General features: G+C 65.3%; 18 protein-coding genes. 4 read left to right on the top strand and 14 right to left on the bottom strand.

Translation table 11 applies throughout. From position 1 onward, the window contains the following. Positions 1–160: 160 nt before the first annotated feature. A complete protein-coding gene (locus DPM33_RS19645) occupies positions 161–1,183 on the top strand; it encodes an acyltransferase family protein (protein ID WP_112099088.1) in 1,023 nt (340 codons plus the stop codon). A gap of 7 nt (positions 1,184–1,190) precedes the next feature. On the opposite strand, the gene DPM33_RS19640 is transcribed toward DPM33_RS19645, so the two are convergent. From DPM33_RS19640 to DPM33_RS19630, 3 genes are all read right to left on the bottom strand, one after another. Beyond that, positions 1,191–1,676: an SRPBCC family protein gene (locus tag DPM33_RS19640; RefSeq protein WP_112099231.1), complete on the bottom strand. Its 486-nt coding sequence runs from the start codon at positions 1,674–1,676 to the stop codon at positions 1,191–1,193. Between the two features lie 77 nt (positions 1,677–1,753). Continuing rightward, a complete protein-coding gene (locus DPM33_RS19635; RefSeq protein ID WP_425373543.1) occupies positions 1,754–2,263 on the bottom strand; it encodes a GNAT family N-acetyltransferase in 510 nt (169 codons plus the stop codon). Continuing rightward, positions 2,263–3,018 carry a copper homeostasis protein CutC gene (locus DPM33_RS19630; protein ID WP_112099087.1) on the bottom strand — a complete coding sequence of 252 codons (756 nt, stop codon included), beginning with the start codon at positions 3,016–3,018 and terminating at the stop codon, positions 2,263–2,265. The genes DPM33_RS19635 and DPM33_RS19630 overlap by 1 nt, the downstream gene beginning before the upstream one ends. Before the next feature lie 191 nt (positions 3,019–3,209). On the opposite strand from DPM33_RS19630, the gene DPM33_RS19625 reads away from it, so the two are divergent. Further along, positions 3,210–3,665 carry a carboxymuconolactone decarboxylase family protein gene (locus DPM33_RS19625; RefSeq protein ID WP_112099086.1) on the top strand — a complete coding sequence of 152 codons (456 nt, stop codon included), beginning with the start codon at positions 3,210–3,212 and terminating at the stop codon, positions 3,663–3,665. A gap of 38 nt (positions 3,666–3,703) precedes the next feature. On the opposite strand, the gene DPM33_RS19620 is transcribed toward DPM33_RS19625, so the two are convergent. The 5 genes from DPM33_RS19620 to DPM33_RS19600 all read right to left on the bottom strand — a co-directional run bounded on the left by DPM33_RS19620 (position 3,704) and on the right by DPM33_RS19600 (position 8,360). Then, positions 3,704–4,135 carry a cupin domain-containing protein gene (locus DPM33_RS19620; RefSeq protein ID WP_112099085.1) on the bottom strand — a complete coding sequence of 144 codons (432 nt, stop codon included), beginning with the start codon at positions 4,133–4,135 and terminating at the stop codon, positions 3,704–3,706. 68 nt (positions 4,136–4,203) lie between these two features. Next, positions 4,204–4,395, bottom strand: coding sequence for a hypothetical protein (locus DPM33_RS19615; protein WP_208648428.1), 192 nt, complete (start codon positions 4,393–4,395; stop codon positions 4,204–4,206). Then, positions 4,392–5,624 (bottom strand): Zn-dependent hydrolase, encoded by a 1,233-nt coding sequence (locus tag DPM33_RS19610; RefSeq protein WP_112099084.1) that lies wholly within the window; start codon positions 5,622–5,624, stop codon positions 4,392–4,394. Before DPM33_RS19610 ends, DPM33_RS19615 begins: the two co-directional genes overlap by 4 nt. After that, on the bottom strand, positions 5,625–7,031 hold the full coding sequence (locus DPM33_RS19605; RefSeq protein WP_112099083.1) for a dihydroorotase: 1,407 nt from the start codon (positions 7,029–7,031) through the stop codon (positions 5,625–5,627). A gap of 138 nt (positions 7,032–7,169) precedes the next feature. After that, entirely contained in the window at positions 7,170–8,360 is a 1,191-nt protein-coding gene (locus DPM33_RS19600; protein ID WP_112099082.1) for a LysR family transcriptional regulator, read from the bottom strand. A gap of 110 nt (positions 8,361–8,470) precedes the next feature. Here DPM33_RS19600 and DPM33_RS19595 point away from each other — a divergent pair, with 110 nt between their 5' ends. Together DPM33_RS19595 and DPM33_RS19590 are read left to right on the top strand one after the other, a co-directional pair. Beyond that, on the top strand, positions 8,471–9,838 hold the full coding sequence (locus tag DPM33_RS19595) for a UbiD family decarboxylase (RefSeq protein WP_112099081.1): 1,368 nt from the start codon (positions 8,471–8,473) through the stop codon (positions 9,836–9,838). Then, complete coding sequence (locus tag DPM33_RS19590) at positions 9,838–10,422, top strand: UbiX family flavin prenyltransferase (RefSeq protein ID WP_112099080.1); 585 nt, start codon at positions 9,838–9,840, stop codon at positions 10,420–10,422. The genes DPM33_RS19595 and DPM33_RS19590 overlap by 1 nt, the downstream gene beginning before the upstream one ends. 66 nt (positions 10,423–10,488) lie before the next feature. On the opposite strand, the gene DPM33_RS19585 is transcribed toward DPM33_RS19590, so the two are convergent. From DPM33_RS19585 to DPM33_RS19560, 6 genes are read right to left on the bottom strand one after another with little or no spacing between them, the layout of a single operon-like run. Then, entirely contained in the window at positions 10,489–11,262 is a 774-nt protein-coding gene (locus tag DPM33_RS19585) for an SDR family NAD(P)-dependent oxidoreductase (RefSeq protein ID WP_112099079.1), read from the bottom strand. A 5-nt stretch (positions 11,263–11,267) separates the two neighbouring features. Next, positions 11,268–12,602, bottom strand: a complete 1,335-nt coding sequence (locus DPM33_RS19580) for a dihydroorotase (protein WP_112099078.1) — start codon at positions 12,600–12,602, stop codon at positions 11,268–11,270. A 14-nt stretch (positions 12,603–12,616) separates the two neighbouring features. Further along, entirely contained in the window at positions 12,617–13,549 is a 933-nt protein-coding gene (locus DPM33_RS19575; RefSeq protein WP_112099077.1) for a polysaccharide deacetylase family protein, read from the bottom strand. A gap of 28 nt (positions 13,550–13,577) precedes the next feature. Beyond that, entirely contained in the window at positions 13,578–14,600 is a 1,023-nt protein-coding gene (locus tag DPM33_RS19570) for an NAD-dependent epimerase/dehydratase family protein (protein WP_112099076.1), read from the bottom strand. 30 nt (positions 14,601–14,630) lie between these two features. After that, positions 14,631–15,395, bottom strand: coding sequence for an SDR family NAD(P)-dependent oxidoreductase (locus tag DPM33_RS19565; protein WP_112099075.1), 765 nt, complete (start codon positions 15,393–15,395; stop codon positions 14,631–14,633). Further along, on the bottom strand, positions 15,395–16,648 hold the full coding sequence (locus DPM33_RS19560; RefSeq protein ID WP_167449143.1) for an MFS transporter: 1,254 nt from the start codon (positions 16,646–16,648) through the stop codon (positions 15,395–15,397). Before DPM33_RS19560 ends, DPM33_RS19565 begins: the two co-directional genes overlap by 1 nt. Between the last annotated feature and the right edge of the window lie 88 nt (positions 16,649–16,736).

The following is a 16,736-nucleotide window of genomic DNA, read 5'->3' as shown; positions in this document are numbered from 1 at the left end:
CCTTTTCCTTTTGTATTCGCAACCACTTGGCGGGAATACCCGAGAATTCGCGCTTTCGCACTTGCACAATAGTATCCCGCACTGCAAAATAATTGCGGCGGGAGACGAAGCGGTTCCGGCACGGCTTAAGCGTGCGGGCCTCGAGTTGCGAAAGACGGGCATGACCGACATCTCCGCGACGGCCGGTGTCCTGCCACGGGCCACAGAGGACAAAGCGGCACGCGCAAGGCTGGCCTATCTCGACGGCTGGCGCGGCCTGTCGATCGCCCTGGTGCTGATCGGCCATTTCTTCCCGGTGCCGGGAATCAATCTCGGCGTGCTCGGTGTCGAGTTCTTCTTCGTGCTCAGCGGCCGGCTGATGGGCGAGATCCTGTTCATCGAGCGCTTTCCGCTGAAGAAATTCTTCAAGCGCCGCTTCTCGCGCATCTATCCCGCGCTGCTGGTGTTCGTGATCGCCGCCATGATCGGCCTTGCCGGGACCTTCATCGCGTTCAAATGGAAGGCGGCGCTGACGGCGCTGACCTTCACCTACAATTACGCCGGCATCTTCATCAACCGGGCCGGCGCGCTCGACCACATCTGGTCGCTCTGCGTCGAGGAACATTCCTATATCCTGCTGGCGCTGATCAGCGTGATCGTCACCGGACGGGCAAATGTCGTGCGGCTGTTGCTGGTGCTGGCGCTGCTGGCAATGGCCAACGGCGCCATCTCGTATGGGGTTCTCGGCATGAGCTACGAGACCACCTATTGGCGCACCGACGTGCACATCGCCTCGATCCTTTTGTCCGCGGCGATCTGCCTGCTCAAGGCCGACGGCCGACTGCCGGCTTTCCTGAAAAACCAGCATGTCGCGCTTGCGGCCGCGATTGGCGGCGTGCTGCTGTTTCTCGATCCGATGCCGACCCCGATCCACTATCTCGTCGCCGTGCCGCTCCTGGCGCTGGCCGTCAACACGCTGGACTTCGCCGGCGGCTATCTGACGGGGCCGTTGTCGTCGCGGCCGATGGTGATGCTCGGGCTGTGGTCCTATTCGCTCTATCTCTGGCAGCAGCCTTTCTACAAGTTCGTCTATGAGCGCGGCAGCGCGCCGCTGCCGCTGCTGGCGGCAGTGTTCGCCTGCGCGCTGGCGAGCTACTACATCGTCGAGAAACCAGCCCGCGGCTGGCTCAATCGCAATTGGTGAAGGTGGGTCAGGCCTTGCCGTTCTTCCGCGCGGCGAGATAGCGGCGAAGCCCTGCTTCGCCCCGCGGCGTGGTCCAGCGGTGGTTCCAGGCGAAAGCGGGTCTCAGCAGCGGCGCCAGAAGCTTGAGGATCGGCCTCTCGACCGTGACCTGCCAGATCAGGTCGACATGCGTGCCGGTCCCAGACGGCGACAGTTCGGCCCGCCACAGCCCGTCGAAATCGCCGAAGGTCTTCACCACCACCAGCCGCCCGGGCTCGAGCTCGGCCGCCTCGATGATGAAGTTCAGCTCATAGGGCAGGGCGCCGCGCGCTCGGGCCCTGGCGCGGGAGCCGACGACGCCCTTGCCTTTTTTGTCGAGCGGCTCGACCTCCTTATAGGCATCGCCCCACCAGAGCGGCAGCAGCTCGGCGTCCGCGAGCACGTCCCACACCTGCTGGGGCGTGCCTTCAGGGATGTCCCAGCTTTCGTCGAAGCGGAAGACATTGCTTGGCATGATGTCGCGCCCCCCAGCCAGCGGAGCGACCATATTAGCTGCGGCTCGTTTTTCTGGCCAGTGGCGGCGGGCGCTGCTCAGGCGGCGATGGGCTTTGCCCAGTAGCGCACCGATTTCTTGCCGCCATGGATGACGGCATTGCCGACTTCGGCGAAACCAAGCGCGGCGTGGAAAGCGTCCGAGGCCGGGTTGGGCGGATCGGCATTCACCTCGCAGGTGACGATGGTGTGGCCGGCGCGCCGGGCCTGCTCGAACAGGTCCTCATAAAGCCGGCGGGCATGACCGCGGCCGCGCGCCGCGGCCGCGACCACGACGCGGTCGACATAGACGAAGCGTGGATAGCGCTCGCGAAACCAGAGGAAGTTCGGGCTGTCGTAGCCGGCGTCCTGATCGAAGCACATGATGAAAGCTTCGAGCGCGCCGATGCGGCGGGTGTAGAAAGCCTCGCCGAGCAGGAATGAAAGCCGTTCCGGCTCGAGCCAGGACAGCTCGGCCGCATGCTCGTTGTTGAGCGCGAGGATGGCGGCCTCGTCGGCGGCCGAGACCTGTTCGATCGGCGGCAACGCCTTGGTCATCGTCCTGGCCATCAGGCTCTCGCGGCCGCGATCGTCGCCGCCACCAGGGCTTCGTCGGTCACCGTGTTGCGGTATTCGCGGTCGAGGTCGGCGCCACCCATGCCGACATTGGGGTTGCGATAGCGCATGGCGCTCGGCACATCCGCGAGCGCGGCGAAATGCATCTCGGTCAGCCCGGTCCGCTTGCGCACGTCGCCGATCGTGTCAGGGGCGAGGGCGCCGCAGCCGAGGATAATGATGCGCGAGCCGGCCTGGCGAACGAGCTCCGCCAGAAGCTCGACCCCCTCGAGCGCCGTGTCGCGCTGGCCGCTGGTCAGCACGCGGCCGACTTTGCAGCGGATCAAGGCTTCGAGCGCTTCGGCCGGATCGCGGGTCATGTCGAAGGCGCGGTGGCAGGTGACGTTGAGCGGGCCGGCGGCCTCGACCAGCGCGCCCATGCGCGCCTCGTCGATGGCGCCATCGGCGGTCAGGCAGCCGACGACGACGCCGGCGATGCCGAGCTCGCGAAGCGCTTCGACGTCGGCCAGCATCGAACGGTATTCGGTCTCGCTGTAGAGGAAATCGCCGCCGCGCGGCCGCACGATGACGTGAAAGGGAATGGTCGCGCTTGCGAGCGCGGCGCGCACCGTGCCGAGGCTCGGCGTGATGCCGCCCTCGACCAGGCTGGCGCAGAGCTCGACCCGGTCGGCGCCGGCGGCCTGCGCGGCAAGCAGCCCGTCAATGCCTTCGACGCAGATTTCGATCAGGGGTTTTTGCGTATCCGCCACCGGTTTCCATCCATGCTTTCGAGGAGATGTCCTGCCCTAGCATCGGGCGGGTCGCGGCGAAAGCCGCAACCATCGGTCCAGCTATGCAAGGCGCTTGACAACGCATAACTGCAAAGTTATGGATAACTCATAACTGGAAAGTTATTGATTGGTGCGGCCCTACCGGCCGCGCGAACCCGAGGAGACGGATGATGGAAGCAAGATTGAAGAACCCGGTGATGCTCATTCCCGGCGCGCTGCAGGCTCTCATGGCGCTCGACAAGTCGACCGAAGCCGGCGATGTGCCTTATGTCACACGCAAGCTCATTCATCTTCGCGCCAGCCAGATCAACGCCTGCGCCGTCTGCGTCGACATGCATGCGCGCGAGCTGAAGAAGGCCGGCGAGAAGGACGAGCGGATCTTTGCCGTATCCGCTTGGCGCGAGACGCCTTACTTCACCGACGCCGAGCGCGCCGCGCTTGCGCTCGCCGAAGCCGCGACGCGCCTGGCCGACCGTTCCGACGCGGTGCCGGACGATGTCTGGGACGAAGCCGCGCGCCACTATGACGACAAGGCGCTCGCCGCCCTGGTGATCCAGATCGCGCTGATCAACGCCTTCAACCGCCTGAATGCCACCACAAAGCAGCCGGTGGGCGCCTGGGGGTGAGCAGCAAAGGCCTCCGCTTCGAGGCGGAGGCCTTCTCGCTACTGCTTCAGGATCGTGTTCTTGGCGCCTTGCTCAACCTGGTCGATCACCAACAGCTTCACGGGATCGGCGCCGATGTTGGTGGCCTGGTGCCATTGGCCGATCATCTCGACGATGAAGTCGCCGGTCTTGTAGGTGTTGGCGACACCGGTCTCGACATTGGTAACCTTAAGCGAGCCTTGCTCGACATAGGCGTAGCGCGGGAAGGGGTGTTTGTGCACCGGGAGCGTCGCGCCCGGTGCGATCTGATAGGCGGAGACCTGAACCTCGACATGCCCTTGCGGCAGGGTGATCGGTTGGCCGGACGCGGTCGTGGTCTTCGACGCCAGTGGTGTCACCACGACCGGCGTGTTCGAACTGTCCAGAGCATTCGCGCCGGTCGTGAAAAATGCCGCCGCCAAAAGCAGCGCCGATGCCGTGATGTTGCGCATGAGGTCCCTCCAGAGCCGCCAGCTTGGCGCGGCTGACGCTGAGGCGCAAGCACCGGATGGCGGAATAGCTAACGGCTCGCCGGCGCCGGCTTCGGCGGCCTGAGCAGCAGGGCGAGCGGTACAAACACCGCCGTTGCCACCGCGCAATAGAAAAAGACATCGACATAGGCGAGCAGCGAAGCCTTCTGGCCGATCCAGCCGACGGCCTGCTGCCTGGCTTCGACCAGCGGCGAGCCATCGGCGACGAAATGGTTCGTCACCTGGCAAGGCGTCCGTCGATAGCCAATAGCGTCTCGAACAGCACGGCCGCGCCGACAGCGATGTCCTCGGGCGTTGCGCTTTCCTCGGGACAATGGCTGCGCCCATCCTTGCAGGGGACGAATATCATCGCGGCCGGAGCGGTTTTGCTGATCCACGCCGTATCGTGCCCGGCTCCGGAAACCATGCGGCGCGATTTGGCGCCGAGCTGGCGTGCGGCTGTTTCCAGTTCGAGACAGAGGCTCGGATCGCAGGGGCAGGGAGGGTTATCCGAAATCACCTGCATCGTGACGGGACGACCGGCGATCTTGGAGCGCAACCAATCCACGAAATGTGTCATGACACCGGGGTCCGAGGCGCGAGCATCGATCAGCAGTTCGGCAGCTCCAGGCACGACATTGGCGGCTCCGGGTTTGATGGTGAATTCACCGACGGTTGCCGTGAAGTGGCCGGCCTCGTCCCTGGCTCGGCGATATGCCTCGCCATGGATATCCAGGACGATGCCGGCGGCGGTCACGAGCGCGTCGTCGCGCAACCTCATCGGCGTCGTGCCGGCGTGGTCGGCGCGTCCCGTCACTCTCAGAGCGATGCGGGTGATGCCGGTGATCGAGGTCACGATGCCGATCGTTTCGCCTTCGGTCTCCAGAACCGGACCCTGCTCGATATGCAGTTCCAGTGAGGCGCGGATGTCGTTTCGCGGGCTCAGGCCGCCTGGATCGCCTCCCGCCTCGACGATCGCCTGCCGCAAGCTCCGGCCCTGATGTTCCCGCTCCAGCCAGTCCGCCGGGATCTGCCCGGTCATCGCGCGACTGCCGATGCAGGAAACTCCGAAGATCGAAACCTCTTCCGCGAGGAAATCCACGATCTCGAGATCGTGCTCCAAGGTGATGCCCGTGTCTTGAAGCGCGCGCGCGACCTCGAGCCCCGTAATGACGCCCGCAGTCCCGTCATAGCGCCCTCCATCGGGAACTGTGTCCGAATGCGAACCTATGATCAGCGTGCCGCGGCCGGGGTTCCTGCCGGACCGGCGCCCGATCAGATTGCCAGCCGCGTCGATTACAGGGTCGAGCCCGGCGTCGCGCATGCGCTCCGCCAACCACCGCCGGCCTTCGAGAAACACAGGCGTAAAGGCGCGACGGGTCCAACGGCGGTCAGGCTCAGTCAATGCAGCCAAATCGGCCAGATCTCTTGCGATCCGGGCCGCGTCGACAGGGAGATTTCCCCTGGGCATTTAAATTCTCTCCCGACCGTGAGTTCGCGGCCTCCGCGCCGGTACACCACGGCTCGCGGGCGGCGTTATGAATCGGCCTCGGCCGGGCGCGGCGATGACATTGCGGCCGTCCCACACCATTTCGCCCCGGTTCCATGTGGCGGCAACGCTCCAAGGCAGTTCCATGCCGTCATAGGGCGACCAACCCGATATGCTGTTGCCGCTCGCGGCTGTGTCGATCCGCCGTGGCTCCGGGATCAGAACGGTGATGTCTGCGTCTCGTCCCAGCGCGAGCGCGCCTTTGACGTGATCGATGCGGAAATGCCGGGCGGGGTTCTCCGCCATGAGCCGGGCAGCCCATGTCAGCGAAATCCCGCGCTTCGTGGCGCCTGCCACGAAGAGCGGCACCATGTGCTCCAGACCGGGGAGGCCAGAGGCATTGGCCAGCATATCGGGATTGGTCTTGCGCTCCAGGGACCAGCTTACGTGATCGGTCGAGACGAGAGTGACGTTGCCCGCGGCGATCTGGCGCCAGAGACCTTCGACCGACGCCCGGTCCCGTATCGGCGGATTGCACTTCGATCTTCCGGCCAGGCGCCGCGCGTCATTCTCCTCGTCGAGAACAAGGTAGTGGATGCAGCACTCGGCCGTCGCGTCATAGCCCTGTGCGCGATAGGCGGCGGCCATTTCATAGCCACGCGGCAAGGAGCAGTGAACCACGTGGGCAGGACAGCCCGTATGGACCCCGATCTCATAGATCTCGGCCATGGCCAGCAGTTCCGTCAAAGGAGGGCGCGACATTCCATGGGCACGGTAGTCGGTAACTCCGCGCGCCCGCACGGCGTCCATGGCGAAGCGGACATACTCCTCGTTCTCGTTGTGCACACCGGCCGTCAGGCCGGTTTTCGCGACCTCGGCAAAGCATTCGGCCATCAGCGGTGGGGTGATCCTGGGGAACCGCTTGGGGTCGGTGCCGAAGGTGGAGAATTTGAACGCCGCCACGCCCGCCTCGGCCTGTTCGGCTATTCTTCCGGCGCCCTCGGCCGGATCGATCGTGCCGTAGAGACCGAAGTCGACCCGGGCCTGGGTGGAGGCATGCGCGGCTTTGGCCGCAACGGCCTTCGCTGAACAGACGAGGTTGCCCTCGTCGTAGGGCATATCGATGATGGTCGTCACACCACCGGCAGCCGCGGCTCGGGTGGACCAGATGAAGTCTTCCGTTCCCTTTTGGCTCAATGAATGAACCTGCGCGTCGATCGCGCCCGGAAGGATCAGCGCATCGCCCAGCAGATGCCTATCCGATGCCGCGGGGGCGATCCCTTGTCCGATATTGGTAATCATGCCGTCGCGGATGCAGACATGCCCATTCGGAATTATTCGATCCGGCAAGACAACGGTTCCGGACAGCACGAGATCAAAGTCGGACATCTTCCACTCCGGCGTTCATGCGAAAAGGTCGTGCGGATGGCTGGAATCGGGCATCGGCAAGTTCCCTGGCAGCAGATGCGACGAACCGCACTCTAGGATCGCCGGCGTCGGCAGGGGATATGCCGAATTCTGGACAGGCTATGCGCCGCCGATCGATTGCGCGATCTGCAGGGCGATTCTGCGCGAGGCCTGCGTGCGCCGCCAGACGAGGTGAAAGCTGACCCGTGGAGCGTCCGGCAGCCTGATGATGCCGATCGGCCGGTCGAGCGCCGCCACCGCCTCCAGCGGCAGCACGGTGAGATAACCATGGTCGAGGACGAGGTTGATGATGATCGAGAGGGCATCGACCTCCACCAGTCGTGCCGCGGCATGGCCTTCGCCGCCGAGGAAGGGTTCAAGTGCTTCGCCGACCGACTGGCGCAGCCCGCTCCGCAGGCTTGGAACAGCGATGAGATGGCGATCGACCAGTGGCTGGATCGCGGCGTCCGGCGACACGATATCGGCGGAGCCCACGATCACAAGTTCGCCGGAAAAGACTTCCCGGCTCTCGAAGCGCTTGTTGCGTAGGGCTATGTCGGTCAGCGCGACGTCGAACCGACCGGCCCGCAGCCCTTCGGCCAGATCCTCGGCTGTCGTGCTGCTGACGAAAAGCCCGGGCTTGCCGTCATCGGCATGCCATGCGGCGACCAAGGCCGCCAGGCGCGCCGCCAGCCGGCTTTCATGGCCGACCGGAACGACCGTGCCGAGCTTGACGGTGCGCAGTTCACGGGCGAAGCGCTTTCTCGCCGGCCCGGTCAGGCTGGCGACCTTGTTGGTAAGCGCCAGCGCTGCCTCGCTGAATTCCAATCCCTCCGGTGTGGGCTCGCAGCCATGCATCTCGCGGATGAGCAGCCTTTGCCGGAGCACCCGTTCGAGCTCCGCCATCTGCCGCGAGAGGTTCGGTTGGCCGACGCCGAGCTCGCGCGCCGCGCGCCGGATCGAGCCGGCGCGGATCACCGCGTTGAAATTCCCGAGCACGGCCACCGAAACGGCATTCTGCGCCGCCCATGCAAGCACGCCGCTGGCATCGGCCGGCCTTTCGCCGGCGACGGTCGCAATGCGCGCGAGGACCTCGGTCAGGGCGGGAATGGATCCCGCCAGGTTCTCTCCGGCCAGGGTCAGGGAAAGTCCGCCATCGCGCCGCGATGCCAGTTTCAGCGCCAGCTCGCTCTCGAACCGTTCGAAGGCGTCGGCAACGCTCGACGGTGGACGGCCGAGCAAGGCGGCGGCGCGACGCACGGAGCTTTCCTGCATCACCGCAAGTACTGTCGCCAGTGTGGCCGTGTCCATTCCCCAACCGCGCTCCGCACTGTCTGAGGCATCTGTTGTCCGGTTTTTAGCATATCCCGGTCGCCCGGCAAGCTCACTAAGCTCCGTCAGACAATCGAGAGGAATGGCCGATGGCGGCAACGGACCAAAGCTTTCGCGGCGCGATCGAACGGCTCGAAGCCTCGGGCGATCTGCATCGCGTCGAGCGCGGCGTCGATCCAGGCTTCGAGCTTGGAGCGGTGCTCGCCCTGCGCGACAGGGAGCGGCCACAGCTTTTCACGGCCGTGAAGGCCCATGACATGCCCGTCATCGGCAACATCATGAATTCCCGCGAACGCGTCGCGAGGCTGCTGGGCGTTGAGAAACCACGCTTGCACCAGGTGATCCTCGAAGCCCTCGGCAAGCCGATCCAGCCCGTCCTGGTCGAGGAAGCGCCGGTGCAGGAAGTAGTGCACGGCAACGACATCGATCTTGGCCGCATCCTCCCCGTGCCGACCTGGTTCGAACATGAAGCCGGCCCCTACATCACAGCCGGCGTGATCGTCGCCAAGGACCCCGAGACCGGGCGCAGGAATGTCTCGATCGCGCGGTTGCGGCTCGAGGGCGGCGGCCGCGTGCTGGTCGGAATCGCCAGGAACCATCATCTCAACCTGCTGACGGAAAAGGCGCGCAAGCTCGGGCAGAAGCTGCCCATCGCGGTCGCGATCGGCAACCATCCGGCCGTCCTGCTGGGCTCCCAGATGTATCTGGGGCTGGGCGATGATGAATATGATGTCGTTGGCGGGTTGCTCGGCGAACCGCTCGAACTCGTGCGCTGCAGGACGGTGCCTCTCGAAGTGCCGGCGGGCGCCGAGATCGTGCTGGAGGGCCACATCGACAACGCGGACCCGATCGAGGAGGGCGACGTGTCCGAGTTCCACGGCTTCTATGTCCGATATGGCGCCGGCACGGGCGGTGCCATCACCTGCGTCACCCATCGTCGTGACGCCACATACCAGGCAATTCTGCCCGGATATGCCTCGGAGCACTGCCTGCTCGGCGCGCTGGCGATTGAGGCGGTGACCTGTCAGGCCCTGCGGCGCGCGATCCCGTCCGTGCGTCGGGTGCTGGTCACGGATGGCGGTATGGGTCGCCTGCATGCCATCATCAGCATGCACCGGCCGCGGCTCGGTGAAGGCAAGCGCGCCATCATCCTCGCCATGGGCCAGGTCAACCTATTCAAGCTCGTGACCGTCGTGGAAGACGACATCGATCCCGAGGATCCGACCGCGGTCGAGTGGTCTCTCGCCGCGCGCTTCCGCGGGCATGAGGACATGGTCGTCCTGCCGGGCATGAAGGCCGACCGCTGCGACCCGGTGCATGAAAATCTGACTGTCACCAAGATAGGCCTCGTCGCCTGCACTCGCCCGGGCGACGGTGAACGGAGCTCGCTCTCCGAATTCGCCCGTGCCCCCGAGGATATCCTGTCCTCGGTCCGCGCGCGGCTTCAAGAGTACTGATCGTGGCGGCGCCGAAGCGCATCATCGTCGGCGTAACCGGCGCATCGGGTTTCGACTATGCGGTCTGCCTCCTCAAGATGCTGCATGAGCAGGAGGTCGAGACCCATCTCGTCGTATCGCGCGCCGCGATGACGGCGATGGCGCATGAGACCGACATGACCTTCGGCCAGATGAAGGCGCTGGCCGACCATTGTCACGACAACAGGGATATCGCAGCCCTCATCGCCAGCGGCAGTTTCCGCACCATGGGCATGATCGTCGCCCCCTGTTCGGCCAAGAGCCTGGCCGAAATCGCCATGGGCACCGGCTGCACGCTCGTCGCGCGGGCGGCAGATGTGGTGCTCAAGGAGCGTCGCCGCCTCGTCGTGCTCTTTCGCGAGACGCCACTGCATCTCGGCCATTGCCACAACATGCTGCGACTGTCCGAGATGGGCGGCATCGTGATGCCGCCGGTCCCCGCCTTCTACCCGAGGCCGAAAACCATCGAGGAAATGGTGACCTACACGGCGGCTCGCGTGCTCGATCTCTTCGACATCGATGTCGAGGTCGAGGGTCGGTGGAAGGCCAGTCAGGCCAGGGAATAGCGCGTTCAACCCAGTCAAAATAGCCATCGGGCGAATGAAATGGGTTGGCGGCGCCCGCGGGCTCTGTCAGCCCGCCATCCAGCCGCCGTCCACCATCAGGTTGACGCCGGTGACGTAGCTGGCCATGTCGCTGGCGAGGAACAGCGCCGCGCCAGCGACGTCGTTGGGATGCCCGAGCCGTGGCCAGGGCGTGCGGCGGCGCGAATAGTCGAGCGCCTCGGGATCGTTGGCGACGCCGGGCTTTCCGGTGATGATCTTGCCCGGGGCGATGGCGTTGCAGACGATCAGGTCGTCGGCATGATCGACCGCGATCTGCCGCGTCATCTGCACGATGCCGCCCTTGCTCACCGAATAGGGCAGGTCGCCGGGGCAGGCGACCATGCCATGTTGCGAGGAGATGTTGATGACGCGCCCGCGCACGTCGTTGACCGGCGCCTGGGTCAGCATCTGCGTGATGGCGCGTTTGTTACAGTAGAAGAAACCGGTCAGGTTGACGCCGATGACGCGGTTCCACTGTTCCGGCGTGGTTTCGACCAGATTGGTGCTGGTGTAGATCGCGGCATTGTTGACCATCACGTCGAGCCGGCCGAAGCGATCGACCGTCGCGCCGACAAGTGCATCGACAGCGCTCCAGTCCGAAATGTCGGTCCTGACGTAGACGGCGGCGCCGCCGGCCGAACGGATCATATCGACGGTGACCTGGCCGCCCTCGATCGGCTGCTCCACCGTGTCGGCGACGACGATGTGGGCGCCTTCGGCCGCGAATTTCAACGCGATTGCGCGGCCGATGCCGGAACTCGCTCCGGTGACGATGGCGGTTTTGTCTGCGAGCAAGGCCATGGTGATCAGCTCTCCCGGGTGACGATCTTTCCCTGTGCCGCGCCGACCGGCCTGCCTTCGCGCACGATCTCGCGGCCGCGCAGGAAGACGTTGGTCAGGCGCGCTTTCACCTTCCAGCCGTCGAAAGGCGTGCAGCCCGCCCGCGAGAGCTGATCGGCATTGGCGATGGTGCTGGATTGGCGCGGATCGAGGATCAGCAGGTCGGCATCGTAGCCGACGGCGACGCGACCCTTGCGCCGGCCGAGACCGAAGCGCTCGGCCGGATTGGTTGAGCACATGCGCACGAGGTCTGGAAGGACGATGAGCCCTTCCTCCACCAGCCTCAGCATGGTCTGAAGGAGCGTCTGCAATCCGGGCATGCCGCCCGGAATGTCGGCGAAAGCGGTGTAGGGCGCTGCCTTCTCGACCGGCGCGTGCGGTGCGTGATCGGTGGCGACGATGTCGATCAATCCCGCGCCCAGCGCGGCGCGCAACGCATCAACGTCGTGCGGCGACCGCAAGGGTGGCGAGGCCTTCAGATTGGCGCCTTGCGCTTCGTAATCGTCAGCGGTGAAGAACAGGTTTTGCGGCGTGGTCTCGACGCTGGCGTCGGCCATGCCGCGTAACCGGTTCCAGGTCTCGACACCCAGTTCGGAATTGATCTGCCGGACATGGATTCTTGCCTCGGCCGAGGCGGCGGCGATAACCGCGCGGGCGATGCCATTGGCCTCGGCGAGCGGCGGCCGGCTATCCAAGAAGGCGGCGATGCTGCCTGAGCGATCGCGCGCGGTGGCGCCGGTGAGGATCGATTGGTCGCCGGGTGAGATGCCGATCAGCGTCTCGGCGCCAGCAAAAGCTTTGAGCGCCTCGGCGACGGCATCGAGCGTTGCGAACAGGAAGGCGTCCGGCACGTCGGCGGTGAACAATTCGAACGAGACCGGCGCACGGTCGAGCAGGCGAGGGACGAGCGACAGGTCGCGGCTGACCACGGCCTGCAGGCCGACATCGACATGGATGCGGCCTTCGGCCATCGCCATCTTGTCGGCGAGTTGCTCGGAAGTAGCCGTCCACGGCTCGTCGGTCGGCATATCGAGCACGGTCGTCACGCCGCCAAGCGCTGCGGCATGGGTGCCTGAGGAAAAATCCTCCTTTTGCGTCAGCCCGGGCTCGCGCAGATGCGCGTGCGCATCGACAAGGCCGGGAAGCAGGAAGCTGCCAGACGCATTGATGACCGTCCCGGCTTCGGCTGCTTCGCCGGGCGCGATCAAAGCCGCGACCTTGCCAGCGGCAATGCCGATATCGCCGCGGCTGAGGCCATCGGCGTTCACCACCGTTGCGCCGCGGATCAGCGTCTCGAACAAGTCGTTGCTCTCCTTCAGCCGCGCTGCTCGAAACGCGCATGGCTGGCGAGCCAGAAACGGGCGATATCCTCGCGGCGCATGAAGGCGGCGCCGTCGCTGTTCTGCACGTGCTCGATCACTTCGCGCAGGCCGGAGGCGCGGTTGGGCTGACCCATCCAGCGGGCGTGGATGCCGATGGTCAGCATGCGGCCGCCGGTCTCGTCGGCTTCGCCGAGCATATAGTCGATCGCCGAGCGGCAATCCTCGGCGAAGTCGCGCGGATTGCTGTAGCCGGGCGCGACGAGATAGCGGCTGTCGTTGAGCGTCTTGGAGTAGGGTACCACCAGGATCTCGGCGCCCCGGTGATCGAGGAAATAGGGCAGGTCATCGTTGCAGGGATCGGAGTGGTAGAGGAAGCCGCCTTCCTCGACCAATAGGTCGCGCGTGTTGACGCTCGGCAGCGAGCGGCAATTCCAGCCTAAGGGCCGTTTGCCCAGCAGTTTTTCATAGAGCGCAATCGCTTCTCGCAAATGGCGTTCTTCCTCGCCGCGCTCCATCGTGGTGTAGTCGATCCAGCGCAGGCCGTGGCCCATCAGGTCATGCCGGCGGCTCTTCATCCACTCGACCAAAGGCGGATTGCGCTCCAGCGCAACGGCGCAGGCGGAAAAGGTTACCGGGATGTCGTAGCGGTCGAAGAGGCGCGCCAGGCGCCAGACGCCGGCGCGGCTGCCATATTCGAAATGCGTCTCGGTGCCGAGGTCGCGCACCGGCGGGCTGGAGGTGAGATTGTACTCGCCCCAATTGTCGTTGCGGCCGTCATCCAGCCAGTTGTATTCCGAGCCTTCCTCGTAGTTGAGCACGAGGTTGACAGCGAGCTTGATGCCGCCCGGCCAGACGACGAAGGGCGGATGCGGGCCGTAGCCGACAAAGTCACGCGGCTGCAAGGCGTGCTGCGGATCGGTCGGCATCGGTCGTCCTCCTTCGGCCTGGTTTGGCTCAGCTTTCGTTGGCGATAATCCAGTCCATGTAGGCGTGGAAGGCGTCCTTGCCGGGACGCGGCCGCCAGTCGGTGTCGCGCAGGATGCGGGCGATGTCATAGGCGCCCCACATGCCGCCCTTCAGCCTGACGTCCTGGACGATATTGGCGTCTTCTCCAGTCGTCACCTCGGCCTTCAGGCCCGGCACGCGCTCCCGTGCCCAGCCGATGATCTCGCCAATGGTCTGGCTGGAGCCGCACCCGATGTTGTAGTGGCGGTAATTGAGGCGCGGCGCGTCGATCAGCGCCAGGATCGCGGCGGCAACGTCGGTCGAGGTCATGTAATCGCCAACGGGTTCGAGGCTGTTCGGCCTGATCGTCTCGCCGGCCAAAGCCATATGCGCGACGCGGTTGGGAACATGGCGGAAGTTGCGGCTCTCGGTGGCGCGGTCCATCGGGCCGTAGACGGAAGCAAGCCGCACCGAGATTGCCGACAGGCCGAACAGATCGGCATAGCGGTTGGTGACCATCTCGGAAGCGAATTTCGAAATGCCGTAGAGCGTCAGCGGCGCGACATAGCCGTCTTCCGGCAGCGGTTCGCTGCTCCAGTCAGGCCCGTTGTGGCGGTAGACGGAACCGGAGCTGACATAGATGAAGCGCTTGAGATCCGGTCTCGTGCGCGCCCAGTCCAGCATCCGCACGGTGCCCATGAGATTGACGTCGACGATGCGGGCCGGGTCCTCGGCCTCCGGCTGGCGTTTTGCCTCGGAGGCGCTGCCGCGCGAGATCGGCGTGATCGTCGCGCCATGCACGATCGCGGTGATGCCGTGCTTGTCGAGCGTCGCGGACCAGGCCTGAGGGTCGAGGATGTCAGCGGAAATCACCGCGAGCCGGTCGTGCACCGGAGCGAAATGCTTTTCGGCCGCCGCGTCGAGGCCGGAGCGGTCGAGGATCACGGCGCGGGCTTGCGGATCGCGGTCGAGCCATGCGCGCGCGACCACGCTCATGACAAAGCCGGTGCCGCCGGTGACGAGCAGGGTCATGCGAACTCCTTTGAAAAAGCGGTTCGGGCATCAGCGCGTCGCATAGCCGCCGTCCACGAGCATGTCGGATCCGGTGACGAAGGACGCGTCGGAGGAAAGCAGGAAGGCAGCCGCCGCGGCTATCTCTTCAGGATTGGCGATGCGGCCGAGCAGATGCGCGGGTCCGAGGCCGGCATTGGCCGCCTCGAAATCCGCAAATCTGCGCAGCAGACGGGTCGTCGCCACGGCGCCTGGCGACAGGCTGTTGACGCGTATCTTGTCGGGCGCGTGGTCGACGGCCATCGCCTTGGCGAGGTGGATCAGGCCGGCCTTGGCGGCGCAATAGGCGACGGCCCTGGTGGTGGCGACGCGTCCGAATTGCGATCCGATGAAGACGACCGAACCGCCGCCGCCGGCGGCGATCAGCGGCACGGCGAACTTGCTCATCAGGAAGGCCCCGGTCAGGCCGACATCGATCTCGTGCCGCCACGCGCTTTCATCGAGATTGACGACGGTGGCGCTGGTCGAAGGCGCGGCGGCATTGTGCACCAGCCCGTCGAGCCGGCCGAATTTCTGGCGCGCGAATTCGACCGCCGCCCGGGCGGAATCCGCCTTCGTCACATCGCATTGGCAAGCGGCCGCGGAAGGGCCGAGCGTTTCGGCAAGCTCGGCCGCCGGCTGGAGGCCATAATCGGCGCAGACAATTTTTGCGCCTTCGTCAACACAGCGGCGAGCAATTGCCGCGCCGATTCCGCTCGCCGCGCCCGCGATCAGAATGACGCTGCCTTCGAGGCGGTTCGTGGGTTTATCCGTCATCACGCCTGCTCCTCGACCGCTTGCATGGCCGTCGCGCCGACCGGCCGGCGCAGCAGATTGTAGCAGGCGGCTAAAGTCACCAGCACGGCGCCGCCGCCCAAAAGCAGGAACATGGCCGGTGCGCCCATATGCTGCATCAAGCCAGCGGAAATGCCGGGCGTCGCGACATTGCCGATCGAATAGAGCAGGAGCAGCGTGCCGGAAGCGCCGACCATATGCCGGGTATGCAATTGCGAGGCGCCGAACGCCATCGCCACCGGATAGACGGTCAGTGCGGTGCAGCCATAGAGGAAGAACAGCACGAAGAGCAGCGGCATCGAAAAATTGCCGACCCAGGCGATCGCGGCGCAGAGCGTGACGGACAGGACGCCCTGGACGAGCAGTATGATGCGTCGTTCAAATCGATCCGACAGCCAGCCGACGGGCGTCTGCGCGAGCATGCCGGCGATGCTCACGGTCGTAACGAGCCCGACCGTGGTGCCCGCCGACAGTCCGATCTGGGTGCCGTAGATCGGCGTCAGCACGAAGATGTTCATGTTGGTGATGCCGCCCTGAAAGATGGCGACCACGGTCACCGGCGCCAGCCGGAACAGCGCCAAGGGGCCGAGACGTTTGACCGGTCTCGCCGTGCCGGCATGGTCTGGATCGGCAGGTGCGGCCGGCAGCGCCGGCCAGCGCCCGCCGATGAATTTGGAGATCAGCGCCAGCAAGACCGTTACGGCCGCGACCGGAAACAGATGCGGCGATTGCGGGCCGACCAGGCCGACGAGGAGTTGTCCGAGCAGCACCGCAATCGCCGTGGTCAGCATGTAGAGCGAGAACAGCGCGCCGCGATTGTGCTGTTCGGCGTAGAGATTGATCCAGCTTTCGCAGACCACGAACAACGACGCCATCGCCATGCCGCCGAGCAGGCGAAAGCAGATCCAGCTCGGCAGGAAATCGGTGAAGACGAAACCGCAAGCCGCCAGCAGCGCAACGACGAGAATGGCGACGAATGTGCGCTCGTGGCCGTAGTGGGCGACGGCCGGGCGGGTGACCAGGCATCCGATCAGGAAGCCCACGGGATAGGCGGTCAGCACGATCTGCACGACTTGTGGAGAGATGCCGGGCTTACCGAGATGCAACGAGACGGCGGTGGTCAGCATGGCGCTACCGATGCAGGCAAGGCAGACGCCGACCATGATCGGTAGCATGGCGCGTGACCGCTCGGCATTTTGCCAGAGCCGCGCCGGGGATTGAGCGATCGACCTCATGGATGCGGCTGCGGTGGCTCCCCTTGGCATGACCGTTGACCGACGGCAGCCCGAGCAGAAGCTACACGCTGCCGTGCTTGCCACAAAC

Source organism: Mesorhizobium hawassense (assembly GCF_003289945.1).
Taxonomy (GTDB): domain Bacteria; phylum Pseudomonadota; class Alphaproteobacteria; order Rhizobiales; family Rhizobiaceae; genus Mesorhizobium; species Mesorhizobium hawassense.
Note: the sequence above shows the minus strand (reverse complement) of the source record. Positions and strands in the feature narration are given on the sequence as shown.